The sequence below is a fragment of the Erythrobacter sp. genome (assembly GCF_040217515.1).
Classification (GTDB): Bacteria; Pseudomonadota; Alphaproteobacteria; order Sphingomonadales; family Sphingomonadaceae; genus Erythrobacter.
The window spans coordinates 44,994-60,034 of record NZ_JAVJPT010000002.1 but is presented as its reverse complement, the minus strand read 5'-3'; the positions used below and the strand labels follow the sequence as shown (position 1 = coordinate 60,034).

The 15,041-nt window shown below is 65.2% G+C and carries 5 protein-coding genes; all 5 read right to left on the bottom strand.

What is annotated here, in order from left to right; genetic code table 11:
* Positions 1 to 279 precede the first annotated feature (279 nt).
* Positions 280 to 957: a hypothetical protein gene (locus RIB52_RS01180; RefSeq protein WP_350172073.1), complete on the bottom strand. Its 678-nt coding sequence runs from the start codon at positions 955 to 957 to the stop codon at positions 280 to 282.
* A 111-nt stretch (positions 958 to 1,068) separates the two neighbouring features.
* Positions 1,069 to 4,668 carry an ABC transporter permease/M1 family aminopeptidase gene (locus tag RIB52_RS01175; RefSeq protein WP_350172071.1) on the bottom strand — a complete coding sequence of 1,200 codons (3,600 nt, stop codon included), beginning with the start codon at positions 4,666 to 4,668 and terminating at the stop codon, positions 1,069 to 1,071.
* Positions 4,669 to 4,680: 12 nt separating this feature from the next.
* On the bottom strand, positions 4,681 to 5,577 hold the full coding sequence (locus tag RIB52_RS01170; protein ID WP_350172069.1) for an ABC transporter ATP-binding protein: 897 nt from the start codon (positions 5,575 to 5,577) through the stop codon (positions 4,681 to 4,683).
* Positions 5,578 to 5,695: 118 nt separating this feature from the next.
* Positions 5,696 to 9,355 (bottom strand): SDR family NAD(P)-dependent oxidoreductase, encoded by a 3,660-nt coding sequence (locus RIB52_RS01165; protein WP_350172067.1) that lies wholly within the window; start codon positions 9,353 to 9,355, stop codon positions 5,696 to 5,698.
* Positions 9,352 to 14,820, bottom strand: coding sequence for an AMP-binding protein (locus RIB52_RS01160; protein ID WP_350172065.1), 5,469 nt, complete (start codon positions 14,818 to 14,820; stop codon positions 9,352 to 9,354). The genes RIB52_RS01165 and RIB52_RS01160 overlap by 4 nt, the downstream gene beginning before the upstream one ends.
* Positions 14,821 to 15,041: the final 221 nt, after the last annotated feature.

Sequence of the window (15,041 nt, the reverse complement as noted above, 5' to 3'; positions counted from 1 at the left end):
ATGCCCGACCGCAGCCACGCCCCTTTATCGCGTGCGAGCGTCCTTGCCATCGTCATGACGCAGGGAAACGTCCGAGTTGAGAGCGTTTCGGGAGCCGATAGCAAAGATCTGGCCCTGATCGAAGTTATGGAATTCGAGCTTTCAATGTACCGCTCCGATTGCCGCCCGCCTTCGTCAACAAGCGCGGTTTTTGCCTGTTTATTCACTGCGATTGTTTCTTCCGCCTTGCGGCTTTGCGATGACGCTTTGCGGCGCGCGGCATGTTTCCAGGCCCCGGGGTCAGGCCCCATACAGGACCAGCGCCGAGACCCCGATCCAGGTGGTGAACATCACGAGATAGGGCCAGCGGCGCGGCCATAGCGAAGACACAAGAAGCGTCGCCGCCGCGGTTCCGGCGAGCGCCACCAGGGGCCGGATCGCCGCGCGCATACCGGTTCCGGCCAGCGCCGTCTGGATAGCCGTGCTGGCCCACTGCGCGGGCAGCAGCGCCAGCAGCCAGTCGGGCAAGGCACCCGGTGCCGCAAAGGCGGTCGCCACGACAGCCGCCTCGCCGCCGACCACCCCCAGCGCGATGATCCAGCCCTTTTCGGAAGCGCTGCGGGCGAATAGGGCTCCTCTTGCGGCAAAGCTGATCGCGGCGGTGACGAACGCCAGCCCGATTGATGCCGCATACGATGGGGGCGACATGCCGAGCGCGAGCGAGAGGATAATGAGACCTGCGCCGGTTGCCAGGGCAAGAAACACGCCAAATCGCAAGCTCCCTCCTGCGGCCGCTCCGATCATTCCCGAACCCATCAGGCCGACCGCGAAAATCGGTCCGCCGGCCGAGGCCAGCGGAGCGGCGGCATCCGCGAGCAGCAGGATGGCAAGGGCCGGGACCACCAGCCCCGCCAGCGCCGCGCATGGCCATGCGAGATAGGGCCAAGCCGGAAACCGCATGTACGAGACGGACTTCATGCAAGAGCCACTGGTCAAAGCGGCGCGTTTTGTCGAGCGTGTTCCGGGGGCGCGGCGCTTTCGTTGTCCACCGCCGGGAGCACGTCCTTGCCCACGACGACGAGCGGGAGATCATCCCGGTGCGACGAGGTTGTCGTCCGAATTGCGGTCGACATATTTGTTGTACGGGTCGATCCCGACCCATTCGGGCGGGCGGTCGGTGACAATGCGCAGTTTCTGGCGGCCCGAACGGATCGGCCGGCGCTCCATCGCGATGACGTTCTCGCGCGCGAAGGCGCCATTGCCGGGGCGCTCCGTGAACAGGCCGAACTCGATCCGGTCCGCAAGCGGAGCCTCGATTTCGCGCCCCTCTCCATCGGCGTAGAATTTCGTCGCCTTTATCGTGAGCACCGTTTCGAAGCGCCCGTCATCCAGTTCGCGCACGACCGCCTCCTCGGCCTTGAGATCGTAGAGGGTGATCCGTTGCAGGAGATCGCGCACCAGGCCGCGTTCCTCGCCATTGCGGGCAAGCGAGTGGAACCCTTCGACGAGATCCCTCGAGCTTGCATAGGGCTGGCTCTTGAACCGATAACGATCGAGCAGCCCGGCGAGCATCGCGTTGACCCGGTCCTCGCCGAGCCGGTCCTGCAGCAGGTACATCACCACCGAACCCTTGCGATAATGGATGTAGCCCTGGTTCTCGACCCGTTCGAGCGGCAGTTCCTCGATCGCCTCGCTGCCGCGCGAGCCAAGGTAATTGTCGAGCTCGTATTTGAGGAAGCGGCGCATCTGGTCCTCGCCATAGAGGTCCTTCATCACCATGAGCGCGGAATATTGCGCCAGCGTCTCGACCAGCATCGTGCCACCCTGCTGGTCGGCGCTGATCAATTGGTGTGCCCAGTATTGATGCGCCATTTCGTGCGCCGCGATATAGGTGACGTAATCGATCTCCCCAGGATCGGCGAGATTGGCGATGAACCCCATCCGCTCCGACCACGGCATCGTGCCGGCAAAGGCCTGGGCGAAGCTGGCATAACCGGGAAACTCGATGATCCGGGCGTGGTCGAACTGATAGGGTCCGAAATTGGCCGCGTAATAGCCGAGCGAAGCCTCCATCGCATCGAGCATCCGCTGGACGTTATAGGGGTGCTGCGGGTCGTGATAGACCTCGAGCCTGAGACCGCTCTCGCCGAATTCGGGAATGTCGCGCGCGGCGATCTCGTAGTCTGCCGACTGGATTGAGAAGAAGGCGAGGATCGGCGCGGTCGAACGGAAGCGGGCGGTGCGGCGGTCCCCCTCGACCTTGTCCGAGACTTTCCTCCCCGGCGCGATCGGCACTTGGTCGGCGGCGGTCGAAATCGTGATGTCCGACATCACCCAGTCGGCATCGCCGACATAATTGCGCTCGCGCGCGCTCTCGTCCTCTAGGGCGGCGGGGCGCAGTTCGGGCTCCAGCCCGTAGCGCCGCCGCGTCGCGCGGTCGGAAAGCAGGCCCTGTCGGCTCATGCCCAGCATCGGCGCGAATTCGCCGTTGTTAAGGAAGGTCCCGTTCTTAACGAGGCGCGTGCCGTAGCCGGTGGTCGAGAGCGCCTTGTGCCAACGGCGGCTGGTGAAGGTGAGGCGTGCCTCTTCGCCCGGCGCGAGCGGCGTCTCGAAGCGGTAGATGCGGTGCTGGAAGCGCACGTCGTCGCTTTCTAGCACGGCGCCGGGCACCTCGGCCTCGAGCAGCTTCGTCTCCTCGTCGGGCAGGCGCACATGAAGCGTCTCGACGGGTGCGCCGGTGTCGTTGACCATCGTGTAGTTGCCGCGCGCTTCCATCCGCCGCTCCTCGGGGAAGATGTCGATCGCCAGCGTGACGTCGGTCAGCGAGGGCTGCTTGAGCGTCTCGTATTGCAGGTATTTCTTCTCGTATTCGGCAAGCCGTGCCTCGCCGTCCTCGCGGCTGGCGTATTCGTTTTGAACATTCATCTGGTTGTAGAGGAAGGCCCCGCTCGCCCCCGCCGTCAGCAGCCCGGCCAGCCCGAGCGCGCCCGCTGCCGACGCCGCCCGGCGCGGCAACCGGCGTATGCGCGGGGCGAGCCGGGTTTCGGTTCCGCGCCGCCAGAGCAGATGCGCGATCACCGCGAGCAGCACTGCGAAACCGCCCCAGTAAAGTCGCAGCCACCAACCGAGCGCGCCGCCGACGGCCGCGCCGTTCATGTCCGAAAGGGGGCTGAAACCGGTCCGTCCGTAAAGGATAAGCGGATGGTCGTACCCGATATTGGCCAGGGTGATGCCGGCGACGAGATAAAGCGTCATGATGCCCCAACCGACATATTTGTTGGGACTCAGCGCCTGGACGAAGACCGAGAGCACCGCGATAAGGAGCATGTCGGCGGTGGTGGGAGCGACATACCAGGCGAGATACTTGCCGAGCTCGAACTTGAAATGGCCGTTCGCCGCCTGCACCGCGACCGCTCCCGCGACCGATACCAGGAGGACGGCGAACAGGACGAGCGCGACCGCGATTGTCTTGGGCACCATGTAGGCCCAGCCCGGGAGCGAGGTCGCGTCGACCACCTCGTGAAACTTACGATCGCGGTCGCGCCAGACAAGTTCGCCGCCGTAATAGATCGCGATGATCAGCGCGAAGAGCGTAAACGCTCCTTCGAGCTGCGGGATAATCGCGAAGGTCGCCGGAATCGGCGGAGTGCCGTAGAGATCGCCCCCGAAAGCGAGCGCGGCGACCGAATTGAACAGGCCGAGCGCCAGCAGCACGATGAAGGCCGGGCTGCGCACGACCTGCCCGATCTCGAACCGCGTGGTCTTGGTGAGGCGGGCCAGCGCTGCCCTGCCGGGCCGGGTCGGGGGCAGGACGGTGACCGTGCGAGGCTTTGTCGCCGCGGCTTTTTCCGCCTTGCGGGCCAGTTTCCTCGCCTTGCGCGCGGAGATCCCGCGTTCGGCGAAGGTGAAGCGCCAGTAGGCTACCGCCAGGGCCAGCAGCGCGAGCCCGAGAGCAAGCGCGCGATTGGCAAGGATGAGGCCCGTCAGCGGCGGCATCTGCGTGTTCCGTTCGGCCGCGGTCCAGTAACGCGTCTCGTATGCGAAGCCCCCGAAACCGAGCGGGTCGGTGAGTGCGGCGATCTCGCGATAATCGGGCTCAGCCGAGACGAGCACGCCGTAGAAGAGGTAGAGGACCAGAAAGCCGACGACCGCGACATAGGAATAGAGCATGGACCGCGTCATCGTCGCCACCGCGAAGAACAGCGCGCATGTCAGGAACACTGTCGGCACGGCGTAGAACGCGTAGCCGGCCGCATACCAGGAAAGGCGATTCGGCCCGATCGTCTCGGGATCGATCCACGGCATGAGCGAGCCGATGGCAATTGCGAGCGGGACGACCAGGAAAGCCAGCAGCGCCGCGCCCGTCGCGCCGGTAAACCGTCCGATGAGATAGGCAAATTTCGTGACTCGCGTCGCGCGCACGATCGAGCCGAAACCGCTTTCATCGTCGCGCACCACGACATTGGCGACGAAAGCGGTGGTCACGAACATGTAGAACAGCGTGAGCACCAGCTGGGTTTCGACGATCGCAACCGGCGCATTGACGTTCACGTTGCCGCCGCTGCCGATCTGGATGTCCTCCGAAGCGGTCGCACCGAAAGTCAGCAGGAAGAAGATGGCGAGCGCCGCCAAGAAAACGGGATTGCGCAGCTGGTAGCGCAGTTCGAACAGCGCGATCTTGCCGAACACGGGCGCTTCTCCTCAGGCCGCCGCCTCGGCGGGCGCGTCGCGGCGAGTGGCTGCGAGGGTCGAGAAATAGACGTCCTCAAGCCCGCCCGGTGCCTGCTCGAACCCGTCGCCCGGATCCGTCGGCGAAAGGATGTGGATGATGGTGCGGCCCGCGAAAAGGCGGGTCGAGATGACTTCGTACATCTTGCGGTAGGCGGGCAATTCGGCGCGCTCGATGGTCTTGGCCCAGATCGTGCCGCGTGCTGTGTCGATGAGGTCCTTGGGTGCCCCTTCCAGCCGGATCGCGCCGCCCACCAGCACCGCCATGAGCGGGCACAGGTCGGCGACGTCCTCGACGATATGGGTTGAAAGGATCACGACGACATTTTCGCCGATCTCGGCGAGAAGGTTGAGAAAACGGTTGCGCTCTTCCGGGTCGAGACCGGCTGTCGGTTCGTCGACGATGATGAGATCGGGATTGCCGATCAGCGCCTGCGCGATGCCGAAACGCTGCCGCATTCCGCCGGAAAAGCCGGCGATCGCCTTGCTGCGCACATTCCACAGATTGACCTGCGCCAGCAGCGTTTCGACCGTGTCCCGGCGCTCGCCCCTGTTTGCGATGCCTTTTAGCACCGCCATGTGATCGAGCATGTCATAGGCCGACACCCGTGGATAGACTCCGAAATCCTGCGGCAGGTAGCCAAGCCGCTTGCGCAGTTCCTCGGGCTGGGCGAGCACGTCGATCCCGTCGAATAGGATGCTGCCCGAACTCGGTGTCTGCAGGGTCGCTATCGTGCGCATCAGCGTGGACTTGCCCGCGCCATTGGGGCCTAGAAGGCCGAACATTCCCTTGGGGATGGAAAGGGTCACATTGTCCAGCGCCCGGGTCGCGTTGGGATAGACGTGGCTGACACCGCCCAGTTCGAGCATGGATCCGATTCCTCCTGATAACACGGGAGGCTAGCGGGTGTATTGCCGTTGTAAAGCACCAAAGTGCGCCGCCTCGGCCAAGCGACGATTTTCACCGATGAACGATAAGGGTGTCCCCTCAGACTGTCATCGAGGTGCCGCGATAGATCCGCGCGCGATAGCGCGAATCCTGCGCATCGGGCAACGGCGCGCCGACCAGCAGCACCGCTCGGGTGAAGCGCTTCAGTTCCTCGGCATGTTCGTCCTCGTCGCGCGGTTCCTCGCTGCGCACGCGGCGGGTCAGGTTGATCTGGTTGACCGGCACGTCATGGACCAGCCGCTCGTTCTCCACCGCGAGCGTGGCGGTGAAGGCGTGCAGGCTCGTCTTGACGAAATTGGCGAAGGCAAAATCGGCCCCGTCGCTGCCATAGGGTACGTCGGGCGAGACCAGCACGACCTGGCAATGGTCGTAGAGCGAGGCCTTGCGCGCGATGCGGTAATGGCGGGTGACCTGGTGCTCGATCATCTTCGCGAAGGTATCGGTCGGCAGGACCTTGCCGCGCTGGAGCAGCGTCTCGGGAAGCGGTTCGGGCGGCATCGAGACAACCGTGGTCGGGCGACCCCAGTTCGCCAGCGCCTCGTCCATCGCCTCCTCGATCGCATCGCCCGCGACAAGGACATGGAGCACATCATCGCCGATGTCCTGCGCAAGCAGCTCGCGAACGGCTTTCTCGCGCGCGGCATTGCCCGTGACGAGCACGCAATGCGCGACCTTGCAGTCCTCGACCATCACCCGGATCGTCTCTGCGACGTAATCGGCAAGGTGCCCGCCCATGATCCAGACGGTCTTGCCCGCCATCTGCTCGATCCGCTCGGGCTTGGGGCTGCCAAACATTTCGCGCTCGGTGTTCGAGCGTTCCACTCTGAGGCCGCCCGAGGGCATGAAGGTCTCGCCCGATACCGCCCGGTCGGCGAGGAAAAAGACGGTCGCCTGCGCGACTTCGGCCTCGGTCGGCATGGCGCCGAGATGGAGCTGCGAGGTTACGCCCCTGCCGACGCCTTCGGCGACCTTGTCGACCTGCGCTTGCGGCAGGAACGGCAGATCGCCGGGCGGGACCAGCTTTAGCCAGGTCGCACCGCCGGGCTCGGTAAACTGGGTCCATTCGTTCGACCCGAACAGCATGCCACCCAGCTGCAGGCGCACCAGCAGGCGCTGCGCCATGCCTTCGGTGAGCAGGTACTGGTCCCAGCTGCACAGCCCGTCGCCCTGGGCGGCGAATTCAAGCGCGAGCTTGCGCAGGCTTTCGGGCGCCTCGGCATCGTGGCTTAGAGTGCTGGTCGAATTGCGCGACAGGCGGGTGAGGATCTTGTCGGCTTCCGCGCCGTTGCGGATCGCTTCGATCACCGCTTCATAGACCGCATTGAGGCGCTTGTTCTCGAGAATGAGTTTCGCCCGGCGCTGGAACAGTCCCGGCTTGCCGCCCGTGCCCGACAGGCGATCCCCGTCCACGGGCCCTGGGGCGATCGCGTTGAATTGCACTTCGGGACCGAGATAGGCGGAGAAATTCTCCACCATGGCGCGCTGCCCGGCTTTCGAAAGGCCATAATCGGCCCGGTTGGGATAGGCGACCGCGAGGAATTTCTCCCCACCGAAATAGGAGGAGACGTTGAGTACGTAGCCCGAACCCTGCTCCTTCATCAGCGGGACGACCCGGCTCATCAGGTGGTAATTCGAGATCAGGTTCGCATCGAGCGTGAAGCGCCAGGCATCAGGCTCCATGTCGACCACCATGTCTTCCGCGCCAGCCACGCCGGCATTGTTGATGAGGTAATCGATGCGCCCGAATTCCTCGAGCGTCGCGTCGATCGCCTTGTCCAGCGAGGCGAAGTCGCTGACATCGACATCGGCCATGATCTTCACCCGCCGTTCGACCCCGGCAAAGCCGATGTCCTGCAACTCGCCCACGATCCGCTCGCGCGCGGCGACCAGCTCGCTTTCGCGCCGGGCGACCATCATCACTTTCGCGCCCGCCAGCGCAAGGAGGCGTGCGACCTGTCCGCCGATCCCCGCCGACCCGCCGGTGATGAACGCGACCTTGCCGAGATGGAGGCCCGTGATGTTCTCGGCAAAGCCGACCATTGCCTTGCCCGCGCCGGTTTCCTCGGCAATGCTCGCCGGCAGCTTGAGGTCGATCTCGGCGATGCGTTGTTCGCGGAAGAGGACGCGGGTGGCATGGCCCGCAGCGAAACGGATATTCTCCGCTTCGGCATTGGTATGGCGCACGATCTGGTTCGACCAGACGGCATGGCCGGTTTCGCCATTGTCGGCCTGGACGCGCTCCTCGTTGCGCCAGATCCGCACCAGCTGCGTGATCCCGGCGGAGAGCACGCTGGCAAAGGAATTCCCCGCGCCGTCGCCCGGATTGGTCATGAAGACGCAGCGCGGCGGCGAGGGCAGGTCGGCATGTGCCCGCCAGTAGCGGGCAAGGCTCCGCGCGGTCGCGATCGCGCCGACCAGTTCGTATTCCATGAATTTCTCGACCGTCGCATCGTCGGCCTTGAGCAGCGGCCCGGCGAAATGCCCTGCAGGCTTGACCGGAAGGACGATAGCGCCGGTGATCGGGCCGCCTGCATCCTGTTCGAAAGCGGCCAGCGCTTCTTCCATCGCGTGCGGCTCCGACCGGGCGAAGCGCGTCACGGTCAGTTCCTCGCCGATACCCTGCGCCTTGAGCCGCGCCTTGGCCTGCGCGACATCGGCATTGCGTCCGAGGCCGAGACGCACCCTCGCGCCTGCGCCGACCAGGACCTTTGCGCTTTCGAGCGCCTCGTCCCATTCCTCGCCCGCCGCGATGAAGATCGCAAGCCCCGCTCCGTCAAGCGACCGCATCGATGGCCGGGTCATGTAGGTCGAGGAGGAATTGCGCGTTGCCGACAGGCCGTGGGTCACGTCCACTTCCTCGCCGGTAACGCCGCCCGCCTCCTCGCTGGCAAGGAACAGGCAGGCCCCGGCGATATCGGCCGGGGAGGGGAGCGGCTTGCCGTCGAGCTTGCCATTCACAGGCCGGGTCAGGGCCATACGCCCTGTGAAATACTCGGCGGTCGTGTTTTCCGGCTGGTTCTGGACCTTGTCCATCGCCGCAAAGACGGTGCGGATACGGTCGCTTTCGATGGGGCCGGGAAAGACGGTATTCACCCGGATCCCGCGCGGACCAAGTTCCTGCGCGATCTGCCGGGACAGCGCATTGAGCGCCGCCTTCGGCACGACATAGGCGGTGCGCCCGTAATAGCGCGTGTGACTGAATATGGTCGAGATGTTCACCATCGCCCCGCCTGTAGGCATCATTGGCGCGGCGATCCGGGCGAGGTTCCAGGTGACGCCAAGCAGGTTGCGCATCGCGATGGAGGCGGTTTCGCTTTCGCCGACCGCCTCGGCCTCTTCCTGCGTGAAGGGCACGTTATGGAGAGGTTGTTTCGGCCCGGCGGAGCCCGCATTGTTGACGAGGATGTCGATCCGCCCGTAATCGGCCTTGATCGTCTTGAAGGCGGCACGGATGGAATCCGGGTCGGCCCCGTCGAGCACGCCGGTGTCGATCCGCTCCGGCGCGACGCCGGTATCGGCGATGAGCTTCTCTCTCGCCTCCTTGATCCGTCCCTCGGTTCGCCCGGTCATGATGACGAACGCACCTTCGCGGGCAAAGGCGCGGCAGATCTCGCTGCCGAGATTGCCGGCCGCGCCGGTCACCAGCGCGATCCGGTTCGCGAGCCTGCCCTTTTTCCCCTCACCCTCGGTATTGCTCACGCATTTTCTCCGTTATTGGGGCCTGCGCCTTGCATGGCAGCCCAGTATTCCAGCAGTTCGTTCTTCGTCCGCAGCCCCGCTGCGGGCAGCGCATGGTTGACGACATAGGTCGCGCCCGAATGGCGGTTGTCCCACATCGACTGGTGCGCTTCCGGCAGGCCCTCCCACTCGACCAGCGTCGGCTCGGTCACGTCGAGCAGGCCGGCGGCGACCATCTCGTTCATCACCGTCACCTCATGCGCGTTGCACAGATGCGTTCCGAAAATCTCGGCGGTCGGCATGAAAATGCGCCGCTGGCGGGTCCAGACTTGCGGGGCGTAGAAGGTGTAACGCTTGCCACTCATGTCCTCGGCATAGACGACGCGCCCGCCGAACGGCTTGACCAGCGAGGTCGATACGCCGAGCGTGTCCTGCACCGCGCGTTCGATCACCAGGTCCGGTACGCCACGCGGGTTGCCTGGCGAGCGCAGCAGCTTGCCGACCGCCGTGCCAAAGGGTTTGAGCGTGTTCTGCTGATAAGCGCGCACGCCCGCCTTGAAGTTCTCGATATCCTCGCGCGCATCGGGCAGGCGCGGCATTGTTTCCGGCCAGTCGAAATCGGCATCGCGGCGCTTGAGGCCCTCAATGCTGACGATCCCTTCGACCGCGTCTTCGAGCCCCAGCGATTGCAGGAATTCGCGCTGCCCGTCGGTGGTGGTGACGATCACCATGCGCACCTTGAACAGGCGGGCGGCCTCGATCATTTCGAGGCCTTTCTCGTCCGCGAGCGAGCGGCTGCGCGGCCCGTAATAAAGCAGCACGGATTCCCCGCCGCGAAGCCCGGCGCGCTCCATGATTTCCTCCGGGCGCACTTCTCCGCTCTTGCCCATGAAGCTGAAATGATAGCCCGAGGACGCGCCGTAAAAGGCAAGGCGTCCCCCTTCGGCCAATAGCTGGAAACTGCGCGGAAAGGCGCGCTCGCCCGCATGGCTGACGACGAAATCGGCGAGCCTGCCGTCATTGATCGCGCGGTACTGGTCGAGCAGCGCCTCGCCCTGTTTCTCCCATTCCTTCGCCTCTGCGGGATCGTCGGGGACCGGTGTGAAGCAATGGGCGATCGCGGGATCCTTGCGATTGATCGCACCGACCGCACCCTGACCCTTGACGAATTCGGCGCGGTCATCGCTGGATACGAGCCCGGTCGCAGCCAGCCCGGTGCGTATCGAGGATTTCAGCGCGTCGAGCCCGGTCCCGGTGGCGGACCCCTCGACGAAGATGGTCTTGCCCGGCGTGATCTGCAGCGTGGTGAACAGGCATCGCGTCACCGTGCCCAGATTGAGGGTGTAGGCTCCCGCCTGTTCGAGCGTGAGGTCGGACGGCGGCTTGTGAAGCTGCGGCCCCTGCACGGTCAGGAACTGGGCGTGGCTGCCGGTTTTCGTCTCGTAGCCCTGGATCGAGAAGCCCGCATACATCGGGTCCTCGCCTGCGGTCGGCGAAAGCAGGTCGCTCGTTCCCGAATAGACCGCGACGAGATCGCCGATATTGAGCCGGCCCTGGTCCTTGAGTTCGCTGCCGAGCCCCACGACCAGCGCGAGCCCGCCCGAGCCGGTCACCTGCACGTCCTCGTCATGCGCATCGAAGGGCGATACAGGGATGCCGGTCAGCGCCCAGATGTCGTTGAAATTTACCTCGCTGGTGAGAAGGTAGATCAGCGCCTCGTTCGCGCGCGGTTTGGGCGTCTTTACGACCAGTTCGCGCTCATGCTGAGCCGGCGGGCCGAAGCGCGGTGCGCCGGTGTCGGGATCGCGCGCTATGCCGAAAGCGAGCTGGTAGGGCGGGATCGCGGTAACACCCGGATAGAAGGGCGCGCCCATCGGCAACAGGTCCCCGCTTTCGATCAGGCGGGCCTTTTGGTTCTCGTGTTCGTCATAGACCCACACGCCGTCGCGCCGAACGGGAAGCGGCGGGCTCTGCTTGTCCATGAATTGCTGGATGCCGCGCTTGCCGCCCTCGGGGTCCATGATGGCCTCGGCAAAGCGTTCGGCCTCGCGCTTGAGCCCGGCGTCCATGCCATTCGTCCAGCCCTCTCGGATCGCGTCCAGCGCGCGCTCCCCGGCCTTGTCGCGGCCGGCCCAGGCGAGTTGGCGTAGGATAAGCTGGAGGAATTCGTCGGCAAGCACCCCGTCAAGATCGATCTCCGAAGGTTTGCGCCAAGCCTCGGTCGCCTTCTCGCGAGCGGCGAAGGCCTGTCCCAGCAGGCTGTCCTGCGGTGAAGCGACATATTCGCGTATCATCGCGTGGGCGCGGGAAAGGGCATCGTCCGCGTCCTCGACAAGGCGGTCGATCGCGCCCAGCGCCAGCGCCTTTTCCGCATCCACCGCGCGTCCGCCGAGGATCATCTCGAGCGAGTCGCGCAGCCCTTCCTCGCCGCGCCGATCCGCGAGCATTCGCGGCAAGCGCTGCGTCCCGCCATAGCCGGGCAGCAGGCGCAGGTTGATCTCCGGCTGGCCGAACCGCGCGCGCGGTTCGGCGACGCGGTAATGGCAGGCGAGCGCGAATTCCATCCCGCCGCCGAGCGCCACGCCCTGGATCGCGGCGATGCACGGCTTGCCCATCGTCTCGATCGTGTGGAAAGCGAGCTGCGCGTTGTCGGGCAGGGCCTTGGCTTCCTCGGCGCTGTTCACTTCCTCCAGCATCTGGCGGATGTCCGCGCCCGCGACGAAGCTTGCCGTGCCCGCGCCCGTGAACACGCAGGCGATCACGTCATCCTTGCGCGCGAGATGTTCGGCGATGATCACGAGTTCGTCCAATGCGCGTTCGTTGAGCGCGTTGACCGGCGGATTGGAGACCGTGACCGTGGCGACGCGCTTGCCGGGAGCTACGCGATTGTACTGGACGGTGAAGAAGCGATAACGCTCGAACAGCGACTGGCTGTCGGACAAGTCCTGCCGCCGCTTCCACGCTTCCACCGCGCGGCGCAGCTCTTCGAGGCTTTCGGGATTGCGCAGGGTCGAGACGTCGCCGACATCGGCATCCTCGACCACGGCGCGGACCATGCGGCGGACATATTTGCCCGACCGGGTTTCGGGAAATTCGGAAAGCTCGATGAAGTCCGAAGGCACGGCAACCGCGCCCTTCTCGGTTCGGACGAGATCGGTCAGGCGCCGGCGGTCGTCCTGCGTCAGGCGGCGGCCCTCTACGGGCGTGACGAAGGCCACCGGAGTCACGCCCTTCTGGCTGTGCGGCGCGCCGATCACGATAACGTTGCCGACGGGCGAAGCGGCATCCAGCGACTTATCGCGCAGGATCGCGCCCTCGATCTCCTCGGTCCCGATGCGGTGGCCGGAAACGTTGATGACGTCGTCCGAGCGCCCGTGGAGCGAGAAAGATCCGTCCGGATGGCGCATGGCGAAATCGCCTTGGGTGTAGGCCCACGTGCCGCGCCAGCGTTTCCAGTAGGTTTCGCCATAGCGCGCCGTGTCGCCGCGCCAGTCGACGTTCGCGCGGGCTACGCCGTCCGTTTTCTCGACGGCGAAATTCCCGACATCGCCCCAGATCGTACGGGTGAGGTAGGGGTAGGGCAGGGCAATGACGATCTCGCCCTTCTCGCCCTGTCCAGCGGGCCGCCACGGCGCGCCGCCATCGTCTGAGCGCTTATAGCCGGTCGTCTCGCTCTCGCACGAGCCGTCCGCGTCCTCGACCCAGACATCGCCCATGATCCAGGGCAGCGGATAGGTGTGGGCATTGGGCTCGAGCGGGAAGCCTTCGGAACCGGCGAAATGGGTCCAGGCGATGCCGCCATGTTCGGTCGCCCAGTAGGAATTGATGTAACGCTCGGTCACATGTTCCATCGCGAAGGCCTGTACAGCCGGGGAGACCGGCTCGGCGCAGAAGGTCGCGCATTTGAGCGAGGACAGGTCGTAGCGCTGGATGTCCTTCAGGTTTTCCGGATTCTGCATCACCGATTTCAGGAAGGTGACGCCCGCCTTGAAGACGGTCACGCCGTAACGCTCGATCGTAGCGGCAAAGCGGCCCGAATGGGGAAAGACGGGCGATCCTTCGGTGATGACCGTGGTCACGCGCGTCAGCAGCGCGGCGGCGATCTGGTAGCTCTGGCCGGTGATCCAGCCCGGATCGGCAACGACATAGAGCACATCGCCCGGCTCGGCCCCGAACGCGGCGGACATGGTTGCCGCTATCCCGCTGGCATAGCCGCCATGGACATGGACGACGCCCTTTGGCTTTCCGGTGGAGCCCGAGGTGTAGATGATGAAATTGGGATATTCGGCATCGACCGGCAGGACCGGCGATCCCGCCCAGATGGCGCGCACGAGATCGGCATCGGAAAGCGCGAGCAGGGCTTCCTCGTCGGCCACCTCGAATCCCGCTCCTCGCGCAGCGGCGAGCAGTTCCTCTCCCGCCTTGTCCGTCAGGTCGTGACTCCAGTGGTCGCGTCCCTCGTTCCACGGCAGGTCCGGCTGGGCGGTGTGTTTGACGACGACCACCGCATCGACCCTTTCGGGCGAGGCGACCAGCGCCTCGGCAATGGCGATGCGCAGCTGCGCGGCCTGTTTCGGCGTGAGCGAGTCGCCGCCCAACTCACCCGCGCCGATCGCGGTGAGCGCCTTGCCCACGCCGCGCATCACGTCGGAGCGTTCGACCGTGACCTCGCCTTCGAGCACGTCCTCGACCGTGCGCCGGATAAGCTCGACCTGCGCCTGCGACACGGCGAGGTCCTCGTCGGCCAGGGTCTTCTCCAGCAGGTCGAGCGCGACCGGAACGGCGATGAAATTGTCGAGTGCGGGGTCGGTGTAATTGGGCTTGAACGGCACCATTTGGGCGTTGCGGAACGAACCGTCGGCGGTAACGATCACCCGCGCACCGGCATCGGCAATGCGGTCGGACAGGGTCTTGTCGCTGAATCCGCCGAAGACCGGGGTGTAGATCACACCCATGCGCTTGGCCCCTTCGGTCCAGAAGATCTGTTCGGGAATGCTCGGCATGTTGAGCGCGATCCGGTCGCCCGGCTTCACCCCCAGCGCCTTGAGAGCGAGCGCGCATTTCGCACTTTCGAGCAGGAGCTTGCGGCGCGAGACGGTCTCCGAATCGACTGGACCCCCGCGCCCGCCATCGCTCGCCATGTTCCAGCGGTCGCCCTCGTAGATCAGCGCCGTTTCCTCGCCGTGGCCGCCAAGAACGTGGCGGTCGACTTCGTTGAAAGCGGTGCTGGTGAGCCCGCCTTCGAACCAGCGCCAATTGGGCGCATCATCGTCGTTGAAGGCGCGGTCCCACGGCTCGAAGCTTTCGGGCCAGTCGAAAGACAGCGGCTCCCCGCTCGCCCCCTCCCATCCGCGCCAATGGCCCGCGGCTTCGTCGAAGAAGGCCCACGCCCCTCTTGCGCCCGCATCGGGGACGAACCAGCAAATCTGTCGTTTTGCGATGGCACCGTGAAATGCGCCCGGATCGTCGCGGCAGGCGGATTGCATGCGTGCGAAAGATGCGCGGTCCGCAATGCGAGCCGCGCTTGCCGATGTGGCAGGTCGTGCCTGCGCCTGTGACGTTGCCTCGGTCGAAGCCCCCTCCCCCGTTTGTGACCCTCCTCAAGAGTGTCAGCGATATACTATGCGCAAGGCTTGCGAAAGTTCCTTGCGTTTGTCGAGCCTTGGTTTTTCGTTCATGTCTTAAGCGACACGGGACGCGCGCGATG